The 22,821-nt window shown below is 58.4% G+C and carries 21 protein-coding genes; 6 read left to right on the top strand and 15 right to left on the bottom strand.

Annotated features, from left to right (window positions below):
* The first annotated feature begins 10 nt into the window (after positions 1–10).
* The gene (locus tag K0O24_RS14835; protein ID WP_219893472.1) at positions 11–193 is read left to right on the top strand and encodes a hypothetical protein; all 183 of its coding nucleotides are present in this window, start codon (positions 11–13) and stop codon (positions 191–193) included.
* 531 nt (positions 194–724) lie between these two features.
* On the opposite strand, the gene K0O24_RS14840 is transcribed toward K0O24_RS14835, so the two are convergent.
* Both K0O24_RS14840 and K0O24_RS14845 read right to left on the bottom strand, forming a co-directional pair.
* Entirely contained in the window at positions 725–2,473 is a 1,749-nt protein-coding gene (locus K0O24_RS14840) for an amidohydrolase (RefSeq protein WP_219893473.1), read from the bottom strand.
* A 456-nt stretch (positions 2,474–2,929) separates the two neighbouring features.
* A complete protein-coding gene (locus tag K0O24_RS14845; protein WP_219893474.1) occupies positions 2,930–4,072 on the bottom strand; it encodes an LLM class flavin-dependent oxidoreductase in 1,143 nt (380 codons plus the stop codon).
* A 157-nt stretch (positions 4,073–4,229) separates the two neighbouring features.
* Between K0O24_RS14845 and K0O24_RS14850 the strand changes: the two genes are divergently transcribed.
* Positions 4,230–4,886, top strand: coding sequence for a TetR/AcrR family transcriptional regulator (locus tag K0O24_RS14850; RefSeq protein WP_219893475.1), 657 nt, complete (start codon positions 4,230–4,232; stop codon positions 4,884–4,886).
* A gap of 12 nt (positions 4,887–4,898) precedes the next feature.
* Here the strand turns inward: K0O24_RS14850 and K0O24_RS14855 are convergent, their stop codons facing one another.
* The 8 genes from K0O24_RS14855 to K0O24_RS14890 form a co-directional block, all read right to left on the bottom strand.
* Positions 4,899–5,309: a nuclear transport factor 2 family protein gene (locus K0O24_RS14855; protein ID WP_219893476.1), complete on the bottom strand. Its 411-nt coding sequence runs from the start codon at positions 5,307–5,309 to the stop codon at positions 4,899–4,901.
* Positions 5,302–6,411, bottom strand: coding sequence for a 3,4-dihydroxy-2-butanone-4-phosphate synthase (ribB, locus tag K0O24_RS14860; RefSeq protein ID WP_219893477.1), 1,110 nt, complete (start codon positions 6,409–6,411; stop codon positions 5,302–5,304). The genes K0O24_RS14855 and ribB overlap by 8 nt, the downstream gene beginning before the upstream one ends.
* Entirely contained in the window at positions 6,408–6,893 is a 486-nt protein-coding gene (locus tag K0O24_RS14865) for a flavin reductase family protein (RefSeq protein ID WP_246611037.1), read from the bottom strand. The genes ribB and K0O24_RS14865 overlap by 4 nt, the downstream gene beginning before the upstream one ends.
* A complete protein-coding gene (locus K0O24_RS14870; protein WP_219893479.1) occupies positions 6,890–7,660 on the bottom strand; it encodes an enoyl-CoA hydratase-related protein in 771 nt (256 codons plus the stop codon). The genes K0O24_RS14865 and K0O24_RS14870 overlap by 4 nt, the downstream gene beginning before the upstream one ends.
* A gap of 3 nt (positions 7,661–7,663) precedes the next feature.
* Positions 7,664–8,506: an enoyl-CoA hydratase-related protein gene (locus K0O24_RS14875; protein WP_219893480.1), complete on the bottom strand. Its 843-nt coding sequence runs from the start codon at positions 8,504–8,506 to the stop codon at positions 7,664–7,666.
* Positions 8,507–8,515: 9 nt separating this feature from the next.
* Positions 8,516–8,983 carry a nuclear transport factor 2 family protein gene (locus tag K0O24_RS14880; RefSeq protein WP_246611038.1) on the bottom strand — a complete coding sequence of 156 codons (468 nt, stop codon included), beginning with the start codon at positions 8,981–8,983 and terminating at the stop codon, positions 8,516–8,518.
* Between the two features lie 112 nt (positions 8,984–9,095).
* Positions 9,096–11,600, bottom strand: a complete 2,505-nt coding sequence (locus tag K0O24_RS14885) for a TonB-dependent receptor (RefSeq protein WP_219893481.1) — start codon at positions 11,598–11,600, stop codon at positions 9,096–9,098.
* Positions 11,601–11,687: 87 nt separating this feature from the next.
* Positions 11,688–12,200, bottom strand: a complete 513-nt coding sequence (locus tag K0O24_RS14890; RefSeq protein ID WP_219893482.1) for a nuclear transport factor 2 family protein — start codon at positions 12,198–12,200, stop codon at positions 11,688–11,690.
* 94 nt (positions 12,201–12,294) lie between these two features.
* Between K0O24_RS14890 and K0O24_RS14895 the strand changes: the two genes are divergently transcribed.
* Positions 12,295–12,954 (top strand): carboxymuconolactone decarboxylase family protein, encoded by a 660-nt coding sequence (locus K0O24_RS14895; protein WP_246611039.1) that lies wholly within the window; start codon positions 12,295–12,297, stop codon positions 12,952–12,954.
* 2 nt (positions 12,955–12,956) lie between these two features.
* Here K0O24_RS14895 and K0O24_RS14900 read toward each other — a convergent pair whose 3' ends face one another.
* The 4 genes from K0O24_RS14900 to K0O24_RS14915 are packed head-to-tail and all read right to left on the bottom strand — an operon-like array spanning position 12,957 to position 17,663.
* Positions 12,957–14,207 carry a cytochrome P450 gene (locus tag K0O24_RS14900; protein ID WP_246611040.1) on the bottom strand — a complete coding sequence of 417 codons (1,251 nt, stop codon included), beginning with the start codon at positions 14,205–14,207 and terminating at the stop codon, positions 12,957–12,959.
* A gap of 18 nt (positions 14,208–14,225) precedes the next feature.
* Entirely contained in the window at positions 14,226–15,311 is a 1,086-nt protein-coding gene (locus K0O24_RS14905; protein ID WP_219893483.1) for a zinc-binding dehydrogenase, read from the bottom strand.
* A 34-nt stretch (positions 15,312–15,345) separates the two neighbouring features.
* Positions 15,346–16,455 (bottom strand): LLM class flavin-dependent oxidoreductase, encoded by a 1,110-nt coding sequence (locus tag K0O24_RS14910; protein WP_246611041.1) that lies wholly within the window; start codon positions 16,453–16,455, stop codon positions 15,346–15,348.
* A gap of 53 nt (positions 16,456–16,508) precedes the next feature.
* A complete protein-coding gene (locus K0O24_RS14915; RefSeq protein WP_219893484.1) occupies positions 16,509–17,663 on the bottom strand; it encodes an LLM class flavin-dependent oxidoreductase in 1,155 nt (384 codons plus the stop codon).
* A 160-nt stretch (positions 17,664–17,823) separates the two neighbouring features.
* Here K0O24_RS14915 and K0O24_RS14920 point away from each other — a divergent pair, with 160 nt between their 5' ends.
* Positions 17,824–19,485 carry a class I adenylate-forming enzyme family protein gene (locus tag K0O24_RS14920; RefSeq protein ID WP_246611042.1) on the top strand — a complete coding sequence of 554 codons (1,662 nt, stop codon included), beginning with the start codon at positions 17,824–17,826 and terminating at the stop codon, positions 19,483–19,485.
* Here K0O24_RS14920 and K0O24_RS14925 read toward each other — a convergent pair.
* Positions 19,482–20,132 (bottom strand): TetR/AcrR family transcriptional regulator, encoded by a 651-nt coding sequence (locus K0O24_RS14925; protein ID WP_219893485.1) that lies wholly within the window; start codon positions 20,130–20,132, stop codon positions 19,482–19,484. The genes K0O24_RS14920 and K0O24_RS14925 overlap by 4 nt on opposite strands.
* A gap of 77 nt (positions 20,133–20,209) precedes the next feature.
* Between K0O24_RS14925 and K0O24_RS14930 the strand changes: the two genes are divergently transcribed.
* Together K0O24_RS14930 and K0O24_RS14935 are read left to right on the top strand one after the other, a co-directional pair.
* Positions 20,210–20,956, top strand: coding sequence for an SDR family NAD(P)-dependent oxidoreductase (locus K0O24_RS14930; RefSeq protein ID WP_219893486.1), 747 nt, complete (start codon positions 20,210–20,212; stop codon positions 20,954–20,956).
* Positions 20,957–20,968: 12 nt separating this feature from the next.
* A complete protein-coding gene (locus tag K0O24_RS14935) occupies positions 20,969–22,606 on the top strand; it encodes a 2-oxo-Delta(3)-4,5,5-trimethylcyclopentenylacetyl-CoA monooxygenase (protein ID WP_219893487.1) in 1,638 nt (545 codons plus the stop codon).
* Positions 22,607–22,821 lie beyond the last annotated feature (215 nt).

Here is a 22,821-nt window from a genome sequence, read left to right on the forward strand (position 1 = left end):
CGTGCAGCTTATGTCTTCCTCGCCGGCCTTGCCCTATGTGCGGCGCGTCGTTCGGCCAGCTTTTCTGGCACCCGATCTTCAGCGCGCGACCCCCGGCGGCCGCCAGCCGCCTTCGCTCACGCTTAAGCGGCTGATGTACATGGACATGCCCTTCTCCTTGACCGACCAAAAGGCCAAGATCGCACGAGTCTGATGTGCGATGTTATGTCACTTGAATTGCCTGTTCAGTGCTACAAAGTTCCCTGTCTTTGCCCCTAAATTGTCCTGTTATCGCAAATGACAGAAAGTGGATTCTTGTCCGCAAAAGGCTTTGGACCAGCCTGTTATCTTAATGCGCCTTGTCGAAACGATGATTTCCGGCCTGTCTGGCAGAGAAAGCGACGCTAGAATGGACCAATTACGAAGGCGAGATCGTTCTCCAGTTCCCCTCCTCGCCGCAGAACTGCGCGGAAGCGCGCGGGTTACTCGCCCGTTTGCAAGGCGCTTTCTGATTTGACGGAATAACTGGCGGTGCTGTCAGCTGAATGCGAACTCGTCTCTGGTTGCCGTAAGCACCGCTAACTCGATCTCTCGTTAAGCCACAAGATTCTGCCGCTCAGCGAGGGCCGCTGAGCGTCTCCGCTTGCAACCCTGCCCTACCTCTCATGCGGTCTCCCTGCCAACCGGTGCATTCGCTTTGACAGTGCCGACTGCAGAAGTTTACCTGACAACACCCGCCAACGGCCTATCGCTGATAAACCACCTTGCCGCTGACGATGGTCGCCAGGATCCTGCCGGCCAGGATTTTTTCCGGCGCGGTCGCGGCAAGGGCGAAGGGATCAATATCCATGACTGTCAGATCAGCCCATCGGCCCATGGCAATGATCCCCGTCTGGTCTTCGCGGAAGGCGGCATAGGCCGCCCAGCTGGTATAGGCCCGGATCGCTTCTTCGATCGTCAGCCGTTGCTCGGGATACCATCCGCCGGGGGGCTGAAGCTGCTTGTCCTGGCGGGTGATCGCGGCATGGAGGCCATAGAAGATGCTGTGGTCGGAACCCGGATTGTCGGCATTGAAGGTCAGTCGCGCGCCGTCACGGCGCAACGTGCGCCAGGCATAGGCGCCAAGGATGCGCTGCGGGCCGAGGCGATCTTCGGCCCAGGTCTTGTCCTCCACCGCGTGAGGCGGTTCCATTGAGGCAATCACGCCCAGCCGGGCAAAGCGCGGCTGGTCTTCTGGGGAGATGACCTGGGCGTGTTCGATCCGATGGCGGTTGCGTGCGGTGTCGGGATCGGCCTTGAACTCCGCCTCAAGGAAATCGAGCACTTCGCGGTTGCCCGCATCGCCGATGGCATGAATCCCTAGCTGGAAGCCGGCCTTCATCGCCTCTCTGGCCAAATCATGGTCAAAGCCATAACCGCCACCGCTGATCCCGCGGTGGCCGGGCTTGTCGGTATAGTCGCCCAGCAGCCGCGCCCCGCGCGATCCCAGCGCGCCGTCGTAATAAGCCTTTACCGCGCGCGTGACGAGCATGCTGTCACTGTCCCGGTCCGGCCCCCTGGCGATCCACTGCCGCATCAAGGGCGGGTCGCGCAGCGAGAGCATGGCATAGACCCGGATCGGCAGGCGGTGCTGGTCCTCCAGCTGCTGGAGTGCGGCCATCGCTTGGCTGCCCGCACCGGCCTCGTGGACCGTGACATAGCCGTCGGTGGCCATCTGACCCAGGCCCTTAAGCGCATGGCGCGCGACAACCGCCTGCGGCTCCGGCGGCACCGCCGCTTCGACCATCGCCGCCGCGCGGTTCAGGAACAGGCCATTGGGCTGGCCATCCGTGCCCAGCCGCATCTCGCCCCCAACCGGAACTGGGCTGGCCTTGGTGATCTTGCCGGCATCGAGTGCGGCCTGGTTGGTCCAGATTGCAAAGCCGTGCAGACTGCGCAGCACCACCGGATGATCGGGCACCGCTGCGCTCAACTGCTGCTTGTCCGGATAGCGGTTAGCCCAGGCACCCTCGTCCCACCCGGCACCGAAGATCCATTCGCCCTTGGGGACGGACTTCGCCCGCTCGGCCACCAACGCAACCGCCTGCGCTTCGGTGGCGACATGGGTCAGGTCGACCGATTCCAGCTTGGCGCCCAGTTCGATGAAATGGGTATGGGAATCGACCAGCCCGGGGATCACGGTCGCGCCGTTGAGATCGATCACCCGGGTCCGCTTGCCGCGCAGCGCCAGCGCCCCCTTGTCGCTGCCGACATAGACGATCTTTCCGCCGCGGATCGCCACCGCTGCGGCATCGGGGTGCCACTTGCCGTTTGTGTAGGGCGCATCGGGCGCAGGCTTGCCTTCGAGCGCGGGCTCGCCCCAGCGCAGCGTATAGACCTGGGCGTCGGTCAGGATCAGATCCGCACCGCCGAAATCAGCCTTGGCCGTTGACGGGGGAGCACTGACGGAGATCAGGAAGACGCCGAGCAAGCTTGCGAACAGACCCGCCTTCATATCCGTTTACTCCCTGGCATGTTCGTCGTCAGATTATTTGAGACGGCACTGTCAAACCAACCAGAATCTGGTTCGTAGCCTCAGGTCTTAGCCGATCGAAGTGGTTTGGATCGACTGTTACATTAAGTCATTCATAGAACAAAAAGGGCCAAAATATGGAATGACGAGGGTCTTGGAATCCGACTAACCAATTTGGAAAACGGCGGTGCATTTGCTCTGACAGTGCCTGATGGCGGCATCCCGGGCGGGACACTTGGGGCAATTACGGAGGCGAGGTTGTTCTCCCGCCACCGTCCACGCCCCAGAACTGCGCAGAACCGCGCGGCTTCTAAGCCGATCCTCGAGACACTCTCTGATATCAGAGACTTAATGGCGGTGCTGTCAGTCCGATATGAACTTGTCTCTGGCAAGGTTGCGCGGGCCAAACCAAATCGATCGTCAATCACCGCGCACCGCTCAGCTGGCCATGCTGAGCGCCTCCGCTTTCACTCCGGGCAAGCTCACACGGGGTGCGACCTCCTTTGCGCAAAGCTCAAGCGAATGGAACCATTCGCCTGGATCATCGTAATAGTCGTGCGATTCAATCTGGAGCGTCCCCCACCCTCCGCATTTCGCGAACAGGTCGTTGAGCTTTTCCACCACGGTGTCTGGTGATCCGACAATGAAAACCTTGTCGACAAGGAACTCGAGGTCCGCGTCCAGAACGTCAATTCCGTGATCTTTTGCGAAGCCATCCATCATGCCGAAGCGCTTCCAGATCGGGATAAGGTAGCGGTTGAAACAATAGCCAATCGGCCCTTCCATCACGCGACGTTTCGCCTCGGCATCAGTGTCGGCGCAAAAGATCGTGTGCGAGACCGCATGGCGCTGCCGGTCTGGCGTGAAGCCCGCCTTGATGTTGGCTTCCGAATAGATTTCCCAATGCCGCTTGAGCGCATCGAGACCGGAGTAGATTGAAACAGGTTTGAAATTGCGTTCGCCAGCCAGCCGCATCGATGGCGAATTCGCGCTGAAGCCGGTGACGGCGAATTCGGGAAATGCGCCGCCCCAAGGCGAATAGTTCGCCAGCTTGTGCTGCTCATCTTCCTCGGTCACAGCCTCTTCCTCTTCGGGAAAACCGGCACTCCAGTATTTGCCTTCGAAGAAGAAGGGTTCGCGCTTCCATATCTTTTCCATGATGGAAAGAGATTCGCGGACCATGTCATTGAGGTGCTCCGTGTTCTGATCCTCCTCCTTGATGCCGTGCATATAGGAGGCCAGAGGATAGGCGCCTGCACCGATACCCATGAAATAACGGCCCTCGAGAATCTGGGAAAGCCAGCCCACGGTCATGGCGAGCTTGGTCGGATTGTGATGGGGCAGAATGTGCGCCATCGGAGCGAACTTGATGTTCTTCGTCTGCAGCGCCGCCGCCGCCATGATCAGTTCGGGGTTCGGGATATTTTCCCAGATCTGCGACGCGTGTTCCGAGATCATCATCGTCGTGAACCCGATCTTGTCGCAGGCAATCGAGCTTTGCACGCCCCATTCGAAAGTCTGACGGGCCGTCCTTCCCGGACGCATATAGGGGTGGAAAATGAGTCCTGTGTCCATCGCCATATCAAACTCTCCTGCCGAATCATTATTAAGCCAACTGGCTTAGAGATGAGCCACACACATCCTGTCGTCAACTCTTTTCAACATTGGCGTTGATAAATTGCTCAAAAGCCTGACGGGAATCATTGACCGGCGTCACAGTGTAAGCCAAATGGCTTAAATGGACACCCGCATATCGATTCCTGCCTTGAATCCAGCAGTGTCTGCAGACAGCGACCCGAAGACTGCCCTGATCCTGGCAGCGGAGATTGCCTTTGCGCGCGATGGCATCGAGGGAGCCTCGCTCAGGGAAATCGCGGCACGTTCAGGGCAACGAAATCATCACGCCGTCCAATATCATTTCGGCACACGCGAGGCCCTTGTTCAGGCGGTGTTCGACTATCGCATGGACCAAATGGAGGCCGCGCGCGCGGCAATGCTCCGTGCCGCCCGCGAGACCGGGCGGATCGACACAACTCGCGCAATCGTGGAAGCTATTTTTCTACCCCAGATCGCATTGATCGACGAATTCGGCGACCATTCCTACGCCGCTTTCCTCAACCAGTACCTGCTGCGCTATCAGGGCAAGAGGTTCGGCGAGTTTGGCGAGCGCCGTGCTCAGCATCTGGACGAAATCCTGCACTTGCTTCGGATGCGCATGCCGGATTTGCCCGACCCTGCCGCACAGCGCCGGCTGATCACCGCCTGCTTCATGTTCCTCAACATTCTCAACATCCATCTGCGCGCGAGCGACTCCGCAGAGGAAAATTTCGAGGTCGCCGTCAACGACACGATCGACCAGATCGTTCTGACGATGGAAGCCCCATACACGCCGTAACGGAACGCTGCCCTATCCGCCGAAGAATGTGTCCTTGGCGTGCTGTGTATCCATATATTCCCTCACATCACCGATCTTTCCGCCCCGGATCGTGATCAGGAAATGATATTGGCAGTCATAGACCCGGCCATCGAGCATTTCGGCAAAGCCCTGTGCCTCGACTGCGACCTTGTCCCCCTCGGCAATCATTCCGGTCGGCGTAATGCGCAGCGCTCCTGCCTTGTATCCGGCATTGGCACCCAGCAGCAACGGCGCAAGCCCGGCAGCCGTATAGGTTCCGGACATGCCCTCCAGCTTGCCCGAAACCCACCATGTGCCGTCGTCAGCCATCGCTGCGATGATTGCCGGAACATTGCCGCTCGAGAATGTTTCGAAAAACTCCGCAACCAGTGCCTTGTTCGCTTGAGCATTTGTGTCAGTCATCACTTCCCTTCCGGATCGGAATACGGCCGGTGAGCTGAAGGCCAAAACCCTCCAGCGCCGCCATCTTGCTCGTGCTTGATGTCAGCAGCGTCATTTTGCCGACGCCCAGGTCCTTCAATATCTGGGCGCCGATACCATAGTCGCGTTCGCTCGCCCGATTGGCATAGTCGCGGCGTCCGCCCATGACCCGGCGCGAGATGGAGTGCGGATCGGGATCCTGCACAAACACTGCCGCGACGGGCCCCTCGTGCGCAGAAAGCTGCCTCAGGGCCGTGTCGACATAATCGGGATGGGCGCTGCGATATCCCAAAAGATCAGCCGTCAGGTCAAACTGGTGGACGCGGACAAGCGTATCGCAATCGGCGCGGATGTCGCCGCGGACCAGCGCGACATGTTCGCCGCGGTCGAGCAGGTCACGATAGACCTTGAGAATGAACCCGCTTCCATAGTGGCTGTCGAACGGACCCGTTGCCACACATTCAACCAGCTTTTCAGACTTCCTGCGCCACTGGATAAGGTCAGCGATCGTGCCGATCTTCATGCCGTGCTTTTCGGCGAAAGGAAGCAGATCGGGAAGGCGGGCCATTGTCCCGTCCTCGTTCATCACTTCGCAGATGACGCCAGCAGGAAACAGGCCGGCGAGCCGCGAGATGTCAACGGCCGCTTCGGTATGCCCGGCGCGGAACAGCACGCCGCCCTCGCGCGCGACAAGCGGAAAGACGTGGCCGGGCGTCACAATATCGGCAGGACCGAATTGCGGATTGATCGCCACGGAAATCGTCCGCGCCCGATCATAGGCCGAAATTCCGGTTGTGACGCCCTCACGCGCCTCGATCGAAACCGTAAAGGCGGTGCCGTGACCCGAGCGGTTGTCCTGTGTCATTGGCGGCAATTTCAGCTGCTTGGCGCGATCCTCCGTGATCGCAAGACAAATGAGCCCTCGTGCATATTTCGCCATGAGCATGATGCGCTCAGGCGTGGCAAATTGTGCCGGGACGATGATATCGCCCTCATTTTCCCGATCGTCAGCGTCGACCAGAATGTAGGGTCGGCCATTGCGGGCCTCTTCAATGATCTCTTCAATTGACGCGATGCCGCTCATGCGCCCAGTTCCTGAAGACGGTGATAGGCTCCGCCGAAAAATAGCAACGGCGAATCCTGACTGGTTCTTTCCAGCGCGTCCACGGCCCCGACCACAAACCAGTGATCGCCGATCGCCTGAACGCTGGCGATAGTGCATTCGAGCCAGGCTACAACGCCCGGCAATATAGGCAGACCGGACGGGCTTTCATCATGCGCGATGTCAACAAACTTGTCTGCGGCCTTGCTCGCGAAGCGATTACAATGTCCAAGCTGGTCCGCGGCCAGAATGTTCACGCAAAAACGGCCAATTGCATTGATCTTCGGCCAACTGCTGGACGATTTGTCCGGAAAGAAACCGATCAGGGGCGGGTCGAGCGAAATGGACGTGAATGTCCCGACGACCATCGCGTGTCGGTTCATGCCGTCGCTCGACGTGATGACGCTGACGCCCGTCGGATACCCGCCCAACACATGCCTGAAATGCCTGGCGTCGAACGTCACCTTCCGGTCCACACGGGCTTGCGGCCCTCGGCAGAGGCAGCGTTGCGTTCGCGCACATCGTCGCTTTCCGCATATTGCTCGATCTCCTCGAACCGACTCATCAGGGCGACTTCGAGCGGGTAGCCAAGCCGTCCAAGCGCCGCCGCCTTGGCTGCATAATTGGCCCGCGGAGCGCATTTGGTGATCTTGCCTGCCCATTTCATCGTAGTGTCGGCGAGTGCCTGATAGGGCACGACCTCATTGACCAGGCCATATTGTGCTGCCGTTGCGGCGTCGATGCGTTCGCCCGTCAGGATCATGGCCATTGCGATATGGTGCGGCAATTGGCGAATGGCCCTGTGCACCACTCCGCACTCCCCGATAATGCCATGGCGGGTTTCGGGGAGTCCGAACTGCGCGGTATCTGCCGAAACGATGATATCCGCGCACATTGCAAGCTCAAGCCCGCCACCCACGCAGAAGCCCTGAACGGCTGCAATCAGGGGCTTTCTGAGCGCGACAAGCGGCCCGCCGATCCCGGTCAGCCCTCCGGCCAAAGCCATTCTGACCTTACGTTCCGGGCCTTCCGAGACATCGGCGCCGATGCAGAATGCCTTTTCCCCTTCGGCAGACACGATCGCACACCATATCTCGGGATCATTATTGATCTCGGTCCAGGCCTTGAACAACAGATCATCCATTTCGCCGGTAATGGCATTCAGTCCCTGCGGCCGATTAAGATGGACACGGGCGATATTGCCATCCCTGGTGAATTCAACGTCGGCCATGAGTCAGTCCCTTTTGTCGCGTGAGTAGGGTTTAAGCGGCGATGTCGGTGCCGAACGATATTCGGCGATCAGCGCCTTCAGCCCGATTTCGTCGCCGCGCCGCTTGACGGCCTGGACAGCGGGCGCCTGGTGCAACAGCGCGTCCATATCGGCGACATGGGCCGTTGCCAGGCGGAAGCCCTGGGCTTCGGCAGCACGATTGATGGAGAGTTTCTTGATCCTGAGCACTTCTGGCGGGGTCAGGGCAATGCGTGCGGCAAGGCCTTCAACCGACGCAATTAGGTCCGCTGCCGGGACGCAGTGATTGGCCCATCCCCACTCAACTGCTGTCGGGCCATCAATCGCATTGCCAGGAACAAATGCCAGTTCCTTGGCGCGCTTTGGGCCGACCAATGTCGACCATACCGGCGCCAGATAACCGCCACCGATTGGAATGGTCGGCTCCCCGATACGGGCATCGTCAGCGACCACAGTGATATCGGCAAACACGCACATCTGTGTCGCACCTGCCAGACAATATCCGTGCACGGCCGCGATCACCGGCTTGGGGTGATCCCAGATCGCCATCCAGCGGTCGAGGTTGCGCTGCAGCCGTGCCCTGTCCGCCACGGGATCGACGGCCGCATCACCCATCTTGCCGACCTGCTCAAGATCGAAGCCTGAGCAAAACCCCTTCCCTTCGCCACGAATGCCGACGACCGGGGCGCCTTCGTCCTTGAGCAGTTCCAGCGCCACCGAGAATTCATCGAGCATCGCGTTCGACATCGCATTTGCGCGATCTGGCCGGTTGAGCACAATCCAGTCGATGCTCTCGCCATGATCGATGCGGATATGCTCAAAGTTCATCGAGCAAGCCTATTCGGCGCGACCGATGGGGTTCGATGCCTTGACGTGATAGTCGGTCGTCATCGTGGTCTTGAGAATGCGCGTCTTGAATTTCCACTTGCCGTCCCGTTTTACTACCACATCATGATACTGGCCATAGAGGACACCATCAGGGCGATCCTTCGTATAGCGATGAATTGCCAAGACAATGGCCCGCACATTCACCTCGGTGTCGCTGACCCAGTCGAACACGATGCCCGAGACATGATGTGATGTCCCCTTAAAGAACGTGCCGATCCCATCTAGCGTCTTCTTGTAGGCCTCCATTCCGGTCGCGCCGAAATTGGGCGCATAGCTCACTTCGCAATCATCCACGAAAAGCTCAGTCATCTTTTCTGGCTGATTCATGTCGAGATAATAGGCATAATCGTGGACAATCCGTTCGATTGCCCTTTCCTCGAGAAGTCGCTCAGTTGGGGACATGGTTGTACCGTGCATTAAAGATCCAATCGCTAGTGCTTCGCAAAAGGGCTAGGAGGGCGATTGCGCATCCGGGACAGGTCGAACTGCCCCGGATGGCTTTGCCCTCTCTCGGAGCTACAAGATAAGGCTAGAACTTCACCGAAATTTCTCCGCCAACAGTGCGCGGCGTTCCGGGGTAGCCGGTGTTGTAGCCACCGGCTGCGCCCATCGCATAACCCGACACATAGTGCAGCTTGTCGAACAGGTTCTTGACGTAGACAGCTGCTGAAAACTTGCCGCCCATAATGTTGTTCCAGCTCAAACGCGCATTGGTAATCGTGTATCCTGACAGCTCAGTGCCAGGCGTGACCGAGCCATTGTTGTTCGAGAAGAAGGTCTTTGACTGCGTGTAGACATCGCCGTGGAGGATTATTTTTCCGACATTTTCCGAGACTGGGAGGGTTATATCAGCGGCAAAGTTGCCAGCCCATTTCGGACTATCAGGATATGAGTTGAAGTTGATAACATATCCTGGAACGCCGGTGAGCGCAGAAACATCCACGGCACCCTTCGAGTATCGCGCATCAGTGTATGCGCCGTTCATGCTCAACGTCAGCCAGTCGGTGAGACCGATGGAAGCATCGACTTCCACGCCTGTCGTCTTTGCTTCCGGCACATTGAGTGTGAAACCCGCCGGATTTCCGCCAACAACCGCATAAACTGCATGCTGCGCATCTTTGACAATCACATGATACGCGGCAAGGTTAAATTGCGTCCGCATAGTTCCAAGACGGCCGTTGAACTTGTAACCAAGTTCAAAATCATGGGCCTTCTCATTCTTGAAGAAATTCGCATCGTTGCCGGGATTGACCGTGCCATTGAAGTTCCCAGCGCGGAAGCTGCCGCGCTGCGAGAAATAGATCATGTTGCTGTCGCTGATCTGGTATTGCAGGTTGAATGTCCACGCAGGAGCGGAGAGATTCCGTCGCTGTTCCTGACCAACGGTTGTGATGCCGAGGATCGTGAATAGGCTGCCCGGTGCCTGTGCCAAGCGTACCTTTTCCCACGTATAGCGTCCACCCAGTGCAACGGTCAGTCGATCAGTCAACTTGTAATCAAGCTGTGCATAGATGGCGGTCGAGGTATCTTTAGTATTATAAGTGTAGTCGATGTCGGCCGGGAGTCCGAATGCGCCTGCCGCTCCAAGTGTCGGATCGATTTCGCAGCCAACGCAAACCGGGATGATGTCGAAGTGTTTAAGCGACGAGTAGTATGCCCCGATGGTGTAACCCAATTTGTCGTCCGCAGCCTTCCCCTGCAACTGCAACTCGTCTGAAAACTGCTTGGATTTGAAGGTCTGCCCGCCGGGCCCACCTGTACCTGAAAGTCCGGACAGGTTGTTCGGGTTATTGTAGAGCCAAAGAGCACCGAATGGGGCATTGGCAAGATTGCCGCTAATTCGTGAATTGCCCTCCATGTAGCTGAAGATATTCTTCACTTTCGCAGCGTCGGATATATCGAATTCAGTTGTGTTCGAAAGGAACGTGGCCGTGGCCTTGTGCGGCAGATCGAACTGAAGCCAGGTCTTGTAAGGATTCGCACGCGACCAAGCGGCATAACCTGCAACGCCACCAGGGAAGCGACCGGGTCCGTAAGCAGGCCCCGGAGTCAGATTACTGTCACCAAGGTTGTTGCCGGACCGATTGAAAAGTGCGCCTGAAAACACATTGTAAACGGTATCCAGCGTGGATGTCAGCACAAGCCCGGTCGTATTCGGAACCGAAGTCAGTCCGTTGTTGATGAACTGTTGTCCGGTAGGATTGGCAAGAGGCGATGTATAGTAGTTATAAAGATTACCAGCGCCCTCCGTTCCCTTGAAATCCGAATATTGCAGGACGAAGGTGTTCCTGATTGTGTCGCTTGGTTTGAACAGAACTGTTATTCGGCCAGAAATGTTGTCCTTGCCACCCAGCGGATTTCCGGTGGCGACGTTGCGGATGTAGCCATCATCCTTGATATAATCGCCAGCTACACGAACCAGAAGAACATCTTTCACAATCGGCAGGTCGATCGCTCCTTGTATCTGGACAAGGCTGCGCTGGCCTGCGCGAACGACGAGGTTTCCGCCAATTTCATTGCCCGGTGTTGGCGTCGAGTAAAGGACTGCACCGCCAGTCGCATTTCGGCCAAACAGCGTGCCCTGCGGACCCTTGAGAACCTGGATAGAAGCCAAGTCGAACAGGCTGGTGGCCGTGTTGTAGGGATTGTAGGGTGCGTCGTTGAGATAGGTCACCACGGCGGGCGAGGTTCCGGAGAACGGATCGAGCGTCTGTCCGCGCATGGAGTAGCTCAGCTGGTTCGAAGTCTGACCGTTCTTGACCTGAAGGCCAGGCACCAGAATACCCATGTCCTGCTCGCTGTTGATCACCTTGGATTGGAGCGTCTCAGCATTGAAGGCGACCACTGAAACCGGCACCTTGGAGAGTTTTTCCTCCTTGCGCTGGGCAGTAACGATAATATCGCCAGCCGCAGAAGCATCTTCCTCACCCGCGGCAGCCTGAGCAAACGAGACTTGCGGCAGGCAGGCCACCAAAGCCAAGGCAGTGCCAATAATGAGGGACTGACGCATTGCGTGAATTCGGTCGTTCTTCATTTCATCCTCCATTCATTTTGTTATCAACATTATCGTTGACCATCCAGTCGCAGAAATGTCTGTTTGGGTTCAAAATATTACTACTCTTCATTGTGTTCTTCTTGGAAAATCTGACGTTGTTGGCTTAGCGCCCGGCCAGCGTACATTGGCCGGGTCGATCAAGGAGCGAGAGACATCGTCCCAACTGCCCGCATGGACAACCCGCATTTCCCTGCACGCAATCTTCCAGCGATCGCTTTCGCGCGAAAAGCTGTCGAGGTAGCGAACGGCGGCGTATACCGTCGTGTCACCCATGCCGATTTCAAGGTGCGCAACTGTGACTCCATCCGCTTCGTTCGCGCCCTTGAATGCAATATGCACATAGTGGGGTGTATGCACCGTCTGCCGCATGTTGGATCGCGCCGCCGCCAGAAAGGCCATGATCGCATCGCGCCCCGATGCACCCTCAAAGCCGGTCGCGACAAATTTGGCATCTTGCGTAAAGCAGTCGGCCACCGCCCGTTCGTCGTCGTCATCTGTCGCCTTGAAGTAACGCGCGACGAGATCCTGAATCTCGGCCCGGTCTTCCAGCTTCTTGATGCGTTCTTCGAGCGTGGCCACGGCATCCTCCCCATTTTGTGATCTTGGCGGAAAAAATTTTCTCAGTCAACGCTTAAGTTGACAGAAACGCGAGAAGGGTAGAAAACGCATCAATATGGACGCAATTGACATACCGAGCCTGCGTGCGGAAACCGACCGGCTTACAGAAAACTTGCCCGACGGAAGCCCGCTTGATGCGCAAGCCGCAGCCCTGATCGGCCTTGCCGCGGCGGTATCGGTGACGTCTCTCGATCGCGCAGCAATCGACGAAGCAATAGGGCGCGCGCTGGATACCGGCGCCAGCATGGTTCAGCTCCAGGAAATCATTGCGCTGGCCTCGGGCCTTGGGGTGCACAGCCTCATGGCAAGCTCTGCTGTGTTGCTTGCAGAAGGCGTGAAGCGGGGCCTCGTCGCACGCGATGTCCCGCGCGATGTGGAACGGCAGCGGCTGTGGGACAAACATGTTGGCGACGATCCCTTCTGGACCGAATTTTCAAGCGAACTCCCGGGGTTCCTGGAGGCCTTGCTCCAGCTTTCGCCCGAGGTGTTCACAGGCTTTTTCGAATATTGCGCAATTCCATGGCGCAGCGGGACCGTTCGAGCCTGGATCAAGGAACTGGCCGCGCTCGCCTGCGACGCCTCACCCAGTCACCGCTTTCGCCCCGGCTTTCGGGTGCACCTCAAGAACGCAATCAAGCTCGGCGTCGGCAGGACCGCGATCTATCAAACGCTCGACATTGCCGCCGCTGCGCCGGAGCATCGCGGCTTCGCCTAAGTTTAGGCCGTTGGCCAGACCAGCGGCACATTGTGCACTGACGCAATAATTCCGGAGTTGTAGACAGGCCGTGCACCGGGTGCGAGGCTGAATTCCGGAATGCGCTTGATCCATTCCTGCAGCGTGACCGTGGCCTCAAGCCGCGCCAGGTGCAGCCCCACGCACCGGTGGGGACCGCCGCCGAATGTGGCATGGTTGATCGTCTTGCGCTCCCAATCGAGATTCAGAGGGTCGTCGTTTTCCGCCTCGTCGAGCCCGTGCAACGCGGTTGGCAGCAGGATCATATCGCCATATTTCAACTCCACTCCGCGATAGGTCATGTCCTTGGCGACCATCCTGGCTTCGGATACCACCGGGAAACGCCGGAAAAGCTCTTCGACGCCGCGGCGCAATTTGAGTTCGTCATCGCGGATCTCGGCGACCTTTTCCGGATGGCGGGCAAGATAGATCATCGCGAAGCTCAGGAAATTCACGACCGTGTCAAGCCCTCCCAGAAGCAGCAGCGAAATCATGCCCAGCGCCTTGTCGTGTGCGAGCGGCTGTCCGTCGATCGTGCCATTGACCATTGTCGTGATGAGGTCGGTACCGCTGCCGCCCGTTCGCGCACGGATGATCGGTTCGACATAGGCAAAAAAGCCCTGATTGGCGGCATCCAGCGTCGCTGCCATTTCCTCGGGTGAATTGCCGGACGGTCGGGTCATGTCCATTGCAAACTTGGCCAGCATAGGCACGTCGGACATTGGCAGATCGGTCATGGCCATGAAGACCTTGACCGGGAAGACGGTGGCATATTCCGCCGCAAAGTCGCATCCGCCACGCGCGACCATCGGTTCGATCAACGCAATAGCCGCCTCTCGAACGTCCGCTTCGACCTTGCGAATTTGCGCCGGATTGAGGCCAGAATCGAGAATCTTGCGATAGGGCGTATGCTCCGGTGGATCCATCCGGGTTGGGACCATCGCATATTTTTCCCCAGCCTCCTTGGGCAGGAAGATGACTTCGCTGGAGAAGCGATCGGGGTTCTCGTAGATTTCCTTGACGAGACTGCCGCGCGTTGCGATCCAATGACCGCCAGTCCGCGGCGTCCAGACGAGTTCGGGCATGTCGGGCGTTTGCAGCGCCTTCCACGCTTCATGATAGCCTTCCTCGATCCCATCGAGCGCATACATATCGATATCGCGTTCAAGGCTCGCTGGTACATGCTCGGGTCGGGCGACGCGATTTCTGTCTTCGGTAACGGCGGCTTCGGTCATGGTTGAAGTCTCCTGCAATCAGGTGATTTGGGGATCGATGATGGCCTTGATAACGGCACCTTTCGCCGTTGCCTCAAGAGCCTCAAGCGCGCCGGCAATGCCGAAGCGGTGCGTCACCAGCTCAGCCAAGGGATATTCGCCGTCGAGCCGTGCTGCGAGCTGGAGGGCGCCGTGATAATGTTTGGGCTTGGGGAAGCTTGCGCCCGCAACGGTCAGATTCTTCGTCGAGAGGTCGCGCGGACTGATCGGCTGGGTCCCGATCGCGCCCCACAGACCGAGGATGATGTAGCGGCCATGATTGCCGGTCAGATCGACCCCTTCCGGGAAGGCCGGCAACACCCCGGCGGCCTCGACAACCACATCGGGCCCATGCGAGGACACGCGATCATAAATCTGCCGACGCCGCTCATCGGGACTGTCCTTGAGCGAAACCGTGGCAGTTGCCCCCATCGTCCTCGCCATCGCAAGACGGTTTTCGTGCATGTCGACCGCAATGATTTCCCGGGCTCCGGCAAGCTTCGCAACCAGGATTGCCGACAGCCCAACCGGCCCTGCTCCCTGCACGACCACGGTATCGCCCACCCGCACCTGTCCGCATCGGTCAAACCCGCGCAGAACTGTTGGCAGGGCGCAGCCCAGCGCAATCACTGCATCGGTCGACGTTCCGTCGGGGACGCGAAAGAACGCCAGGCCGTTTGGCAGCACCGCATAGTCGGCATAGCTGGCCCAGTTGGGCTTTTCCGCATGTTCGAAGAATTGCGAATTCTCGCATGGAGTTTCTTCAAGCACGGTGCAGCTATGGCAGCGGTGGCACAGCGCAATCGGGGCCCAGTAGACCAGATCGCCGGTCTTCACGGGAACCCCGGCATAATCCGTTTCGACACCCGGGCCCAGCTTTTCGACCAGTCCTACGCCTTCATGACCGAGGATGATCGGGAACGGCATGATACCCGCCTCACCCGTCATGATATGCACATCGCTGCCGCATACCCCGCCTGCAACAATGCGAACCAGCGCACCGCCTGCAGGCGGATCGAAGATCGGCACGTCCCAGGTTTCGATCCGGTTCGGCTCGACCAGAACACAGGCTTTGGCGGTACTCATGGCAATTTCTCCGGCGCAAGATCGTATAAGGGGTTCAATTGGGCATCCGCACTTTCGGGCAGACGTCTATGGCAAGCCGCCGAAGCGATTCTTCCCAAGGTTTGGGATCGTCGAGACTGTCATGCTGGTTGGCAACGATCTGCCCCCAACCGCCGCACGCGTCTGCGAGCTTCTCCAGCTTTTCGATAACTGTCTCGGGCGAACCGCACAGCACGACATGCTCGGCCAGAAAATCCTCGTCAATGCTTGCAGGCGTAACATTCTTGCCGGAGTCGTGGATGATCCCGTCAAAAAGGCCGAACTTCACATAAATTTCCTTCAGATATTTCGCCCATGTCTGAGCCATCCCGCTTTTGAGGAACAGTCGTTTTGCTTCGGCGTCGGTGTCGGCAATGAAAACGTCGCGACACACTCTGTATCGTTTGCGATCCGGCGTGAATCCGGCATTCGCATTGGCTTCCGACCAAGTGTCCCAGTGGGCATTCATCTGTGGCGTGCCGCCAAAAAAGGAAATCGGGCTATAGTCCCTTTCCCCTGCGAAGACCATCGACTTGGACACCATGGACAGCGCAGTAACAGCGATCTCCAGCTTGTCCCTTCCGCCGTAAGGACTGTTGTCGGCAATGATGACATCATATTCGGGCATGGTTTCCTTGCCGGGAAAGCCCGCTTGGAAATATTTGCCTTTCTCGATGAATGGCTTGCGTTCCCAGACGCGCTCCATCAGCGCAAGTGCTTCTAGCTGACGCGGCGGCAATTCGAAGATGTTGTCGAATCCGTGGAGGATGGCATCAGTGTGGTGCCCGCCCGGCGCGACGCCCAGGAAATAGCGGCCTTCCATCACCTGGCTCAGCCAGCCGATCCGGATCGCAAGCGTTGCCGGGTCATGATAGGGCAAGAGGTGCGCCATGGGTGCGAAGCGGATCTGTTTGGTGGTCTGGGCACAGGCCGCAATGATTGCCTCGGGCATGGGAATGTTTTCCCAGCCAAGAGTGTAATGCTCGCCGATCATGAAATCGGTGTAGCCAGCTTCGTCCGCTATTCTCGCAATATTCAGCGCCCAGTCGAAAACCTGCCGTGGCGTGCGGCTCGGCGGATTGTATGGCGTCATGAAAATGCCGCACTGCATGCCAACCTGACTCATGCTGCTCTCCTATAGATTCGGCTTTGGCGACCTTAGAATGTTCTCATTATCGATCAGACGAAGATGCCGTTTTCGTCCTTGCTTGAAAATCTTGGCGCAACCTTCGCAATGAAGTTCTCGAGCTCGTCCTTGTTCTCGTTGGGCTCAAGGTGGCCCTGACCAAACATCAGGAAAAGCTCATCAAAGCCCAACCGGTCATGCGCCTCGCCAATGCGGTCGGCAATCTCGTCAGCCGTGCCGATCAAGACGTTGGGCGGGCGCTGACCCATCGGGATGAACCATTCATCCCAGAACCACATATGCTCTTCCATGAGTTGCGCCGCACGCTCCTTGCTGTCCGTGAGCATCAGGAAGCCGCCCCAGGCCGATGCCTGCGTATTGGTAACTTCACGCCCGACCTTTGCGGCCGAGGCGATGTAGCGGTTGTTGAGCGACTCGCAGAAATCGAGATTGTCCGAAAGCACGATCAGCTTGCCACCCTCTTCGGCCCAGAAATCGATCGTTCGCCCGGACGCAGCAAAACCGCCATAGATCGGCGGATGCGGATCCTGATAGCATCGCGGCGCAATACCGATCTGGCGGACCACGCCATCGGCATCCTGCCCTTTGCCGAACTTGGCATAGGCCGGGTGACCGCCCGATCCGCCTTCGGGCGGGAACTGCCAGTTGTCGCCCTTGTGATCGAAGACATCGTTGGTCCAGGCCTTTTTGACCACCCTAACACCCTCCTCAAAGAGGGAACGGTTACGGGCGTCCTGTTGATCGCGCGCCTTGACATTGTCCGGCGTGGTTGCACCGACGCCTTCCTTGATTGCGTAAGCATCGACCCAGCGGGCGTGATAGCCGCGCGTGAAGCCGCAATAGAGCCGCCCCTGCAACATATGATCCAGAGTCGCGATTTCTTCTGCCACACGCACGGGATTATGCGTCGTCATCGTATAGCCCATGATCCCGGCCTTCAGCCGCTTGCTGTGCTGGCCGACAAAAAGGCTGAACATGCCAGGGTGATTGTTGACTTCGAATCCTTCGATCTGGAGGTGATGTTCCGGTTGGCAATAGCCATAGAAGCCCAGCTCATCAGCAAGCTGGACATAGCCTTTCACCTCTTCGAGAAACCGCTGGTAGAGATCCTTGCGCTGACCGGCCATGCCGGCCTCGATCTCATGGCGCCTGCCCACGACACCCGTTTGCATGAGATGAAACTTCATGGCCTTTGGAATCCTCAAATCCGATTTATCAACACACACGTTGATAGGTAGCTGCAAGCCCCCTTGTCAATGCGAAAATCGATGCTAACGATAAATCGTCAACATAACCGTTGACGGAATCGATTTGCTTTGCATCATAGTGAAATGCGCAGCAACTATCGTGTCAGGAGAGAATGGAGCGATGTTCAACGACTGGTCGGAAGTCTGCACTGTGGCGGATCTGCTGATCCGCAGCGCGGCGCGATATCCGGACCGAAAGGCGCTGGTTCTGCCCGAATTTTCCCTGACCTATTCCGAACTGAGGGACGCCGCCGTCGATGTGGCGCGCGGCATCATCGGCCTGGGCATTGCGCCGCGCTCGCACATTGGCATCCTGGCCAACAACAGCCGCGAACTGGTCGCTTCGATTTTCGGGGCCACGCTGGCCAACTGCGTGGCCGTCCCCCTCAATGCGCGACACAAGAGCACAGAGTTGGGGTTCATTATCGAAAATGCCGACCTCGCCTTGATCCTGACAACCGCCGCTGACACGCGCTTCGTCGACTTTCGCGAGAGCCTGCTGGGGGCCCTGCCGTCGCTTGCGACCGCCAGCGTCGAAGGTCCGCTCGATCTTCCCGAAGCGCCGAAATTGCGCCGCGTCGTCCTGCTGGAAGGAGATGCACCAAGAGGCTTCATGCACCGGGCCGCGTTCACGCAGATTGCTGCCTCGGTTCCGGGGGAGCGTGTCGATGAAGCGCGGAGACGGACCCGACTTCGCGATATCGCAATCATCATCTATACGTCCGGTACGACAGCTAATCCCAAGGGATGCATGCTCGCGCACGAGGCGCTGACGCGCGGTCCGGTCGAGCGCGCGGACAAACGTTTCCGGAGCACCGATCACGACGTCACCTGGGGTGGCGGTCCGCTTTTCCACATCGGTTCCTTCGCGCCATTTCTTGGTTCCATCGGCACGGGCGGAACCTACATCACGGACGTCGTCTTCGATGCTGGTCGCGCGCTTGATCTTATGGAACGCGAACGTGTCACGGCAGCATGGCCCTGGTTCCCGGCAATCCTGCAACCTTTGCTCGACCATCCGGATTTCCGCCCCGAACGGCTGGCAACGCTGCGAAAGGCACTGTTGATTGCGCCGCAGCCGCTTGTGGAGCGCGTGCAGCGCCTGTTCCCCAAAGTCGAATTCATGCAGGCCTGCGGCATGACCGAAACTGCCGGCATCTTTGCCCTGTGCGGGCCTGACGAAACCAACGAACAACGCGCCACGAGCCAAGGCATGGCAGTCCCCGGTATCGAAGTGCGGATCGTCGATCCGGAGACCGGCGCCCCCCTTCCCCCGGACAGCGTCGGCGAAATTCTGGTGCGCGGCTATTGTGTCATGAGCGGCTACTATCGCGCTCCGGAGAAAACGGCCGAGGCGCTCGATGAAGGCGGTTGGCTGCACACTGGCGATCTCTACGCACAAAGTCCGGATGGCCGCCTCACCTTCAACGGGCGGGCCAAGGACATGCTCAAAGTGGGCGGCGAGAACGTCGCGGCGATCGAAGTCGAGGCCTATCTTTGCCGGCACTCGGCCGTCAAGATCGCCGAGGTTGTCGGCAGGCCTGATGATCGCCTGTCCGAGGTGCCTGTCGCATTTGTCGAGCTGCGCCCTGGCCATTCCGCATCGCCGCAGGAATTGATCGACTTCTGCACAGGACAGATTGCAAGCTACAAGGTGCCGCGGGCTGTCTACATCGTCACGGAAGCCGAGTGGCCGATGTCTGCCACCAAGGTCAACAAGCGTGCGCTGAGGGCTCGGCTCGCCGAATTGAGCGCCAGCTAATGCGCCTTCATGCCGTCAAAAAAGATGTCGGCGAACGCGGCAGAGACCTGCACTGCAGGGTGAGGACCTCCAGGCTGATACCAGCGATGGGTCCAGTTGAGCATGCCGAAAATGGCGTTGGCAGCGACGGACACGGGAATGTCTTTCCTGAGTTCGCCACTGTCGATCATTTCGCTGACAAGGCTCAGGACAATTCTCTCGAAGGTTCGGGTCTGGCTGACGATCCGCTGCGCCCAAGTGCTTTTTTCTCCGGTGATCCGGCTCATCTCTTCCTGGATGTAGACGTACATATGCGGGTAGTAATGATCATAGGCCGCCATGAGCTGCTGGATGACAGCGCGGAGCCGGTCCCTTGCGGGCACGGCCTTGTCGGCGAAAATGCGCTCGCATTCGGCGATATTGGTATCAACGCCGAGCCGGACACATTCGCGGAACAACTCCTCCTTGCTCCCGAAATAATAATAGACGGTCGCCCGGTCGAGGCCGGCCTTGTGTCCGATCTCCGCCAGTGTCGTCGCCTTGAACCCATTGGTCTTGAACTGCCGCCCAGCGATTTCGACCAGTTCCGCCCGCTTGGCGAGATAGTCGGCACTGCCTTCCTGCAGCGCGATCTGCCGCCGCCGGGAGATGTTGCTCGATTGCTTCATGTCCCAATTCCTATCGGCCAAGGCGAACGATGGCCAGAGCCCAAACACAATTAATTCAAGTCACAAGAGAGACGATCATGGGAAAGCTTGAAGGAAAAACCGCCATCATCACCGGAGCATCACGCGGAATGGGTGAATCGCATGCACGCCGCTTCGTTCGCGAGGGCGCTAGGGTGCTGCTCACCGACATGCGCATCGCGGAAGGTGAGGCCTTGGCAAAAGATCTCGGGCCAAATGCGAAGTTCGTCCAGCATGATGTGACCAAGGCTGCCGACTGGGATAGCGTGATCCGGGAAGCGGAGGCGTTCTTCGGCCCCGTCGAAATCCTCGTCAACAATGCCGGGATCCTTGGCGCGATGGCCAAGACCGCCGACATCAGCGAAGCCGATTATCTGCAGGTCTGCGCGGTCAACCAGCACTCCGTCTATCTCGGCATGCATGCCGTCATCCCCTCCATGTTGCGGCGCGGCAAGGGATCAATCGTCAACATCTCCTCCATTGCGGGCCTGGTTGCCAATTATGGATTCCCCAGCCTCGCCTATGTCGCCAGCAAGTTTGCGGTGCGCGGCATGACCAAGGCCGCGGCGGTCGAGTATGGGCCACACAATATTCGCGCCAACTCCGTGCACCCCGGCTTCATCATGACGCCCATGATGGTCGAAGCCACCAACGAGGAAGGCGGCGATGCCCTGTCGATGATCCCGCTTGGCCGGATCGCGGAACCCGAAGAAGTGTCGAACCTTGTCCTGTTCCTCGCATCCGACGAGTCCTCCTACATCTCGGGCGCGGAACACGTCATCGATGCCGGGATGACCGCGCAATAGGAGCCCAAAGCAGTGATTGAAGGCGAACAGAGGGTCGATTTCGACGCAGTGGTGATCGGGGCCGGGGTAACCGGCATCTATCAGACGCACTTGCTCGAGCAGCGGGGCCTGAGTGTCCTTGGCGTCGAAGCGGGCGCCGATGTTGGCGGAACATGGTTCTGGAACAGATATCCGGGGTGCCGACTCGATACCGAAAGCTACGCCTATGGCTATTTCGCGCTGAAAGGTATCATCCCCGACTGGAACTGGAGCGAATCCTTCGCCTCGCAGCCGGAAATGCTGCGTTATGCCAATCGCGCCGCTGATGCGATGGATGTGCGCAAACTCTACAAATTCAAGACACGCGTGATCGCCGCACACTATCGTGATGATGCCAATCTCTGGTCGGTCGCATTGGACAGTGGCGAAACGGTCACATGTCGCTTCCTGATTTCCGCGACCGGCCCCCTTTCTGCGACACGGATGCCAGACATCAAGGGTATCGACGCGTTCAAGGGGGAGTCATTCCATTCGTCGCGCTGGCCAGCCGAAGCGGACGGAACACCAAAGACGATCGACTTCACCGGCAAACGCGTGGGCGTCATCGGTACCGGCGCAACCGGCGTCCAGATCATCCCCATTGCAGCAGAGACCGCGAAGCTGCTTTATGTTTTCCAGCGCACACCCAACTGGTGCACCCCGCTTGGCAATGCTCCGCTCAGCAAAAGCGACATGGACCTTATCCGCAAACGCTACCCGACGATCCTTGAATATGTGAAGGTGACGGACACGGCATTTCCCTATCATCGCGACACGCGCAAGGCGACCGACGTTTCGGCAGCAGAGCGCGAGACATTCTTCGAGGGTCTCTACAACCAGCCCGGCTATGGCATTTGGCTGAGCGGATTTCGCGACTTGCTGCTCAGCAGGGAGTCCAACCAGTTCCTTGCTGACTTCGTCGCCAAGAAAATCCGCCAGCGGGTCAGCAACCAGGCAGTCGCCAGCAAGCTGATCCCGACAGATCATCCCTTCGGTGCCAAGCGCGTACCGATGGAGACCAACTATTACGAAGCCTACAACAAGGACAGCGTGCACCTCGTCGATATCCACGAAGCGCCGATTGTGGAGGTGACGGACAAGGGCATCCGTACGACGGACAATCTTTATGAACTCGACGTCATCATTTATGCGACAGGTTTCGACGCTGTTACCGGTTCGCTCGACCGGATCGATATCAGGGGTAAGGGCGGGACTGCCTTGAAGGACGCATGGGCCGATGGCCCGACCACCTACCTTGGCCTGCAGGCGCGCGGCTTTCCGAACTTCTTCACTCTTGTCGGCCCGCACAATGGTTCTGCCTTCTGCAATGTCGGAGTCTGCGGCGCCCTGCAGGCCGAATGGGTGACCCAGATGCTCTGCTACATGACCGCCAACGGCTTCAGCTTCTCCGAACCGACGCAGGAAGCCGAAGACGCCTGGACCGAAATGATATACCGCGATTTCTCCCGCACCCTGATGGCCGAAGCCAATGCCTGGTGGGTCAAGACGACAACCAAGCCCGACGGCACGGTTGTTCGCCGAACATTGGTCTATGTCGGTGGTGGACCTGAATATCGCAAACGCTGCGAACAGGTGGCGTATGGCAACTATGAGGGGTTCACCCTCGCTTGATGCTGGCCCTTAGTATGTTGCAGCCAGCAGACAGTCGGTCCCTTTGGCTGATTGGAGCTGGCAGTCTAACCGGAAACTGGGCTCGATTCAGCAACCAGACCTTAATTGCAATTTTCGCGAAGTTTAGAAGCTCAGTCCGCTTTCGGGATGCTGTTCGTGAAGACTAAATGGCCCAAGCACTCGATCCATCTAGGTGCGTTTATGGGAATGATCGC

The sequence above is a fragment of the Aquisediminimonas profunda genome (assembly GCF_019443285.1).
Lineage (GTDB): Bacteria > Pseudomonadota > Alphaproteobacteria > Sphingomonadales > Sphingomonadaceae > Aquisediminimonas > Aquisediminimonas profunda.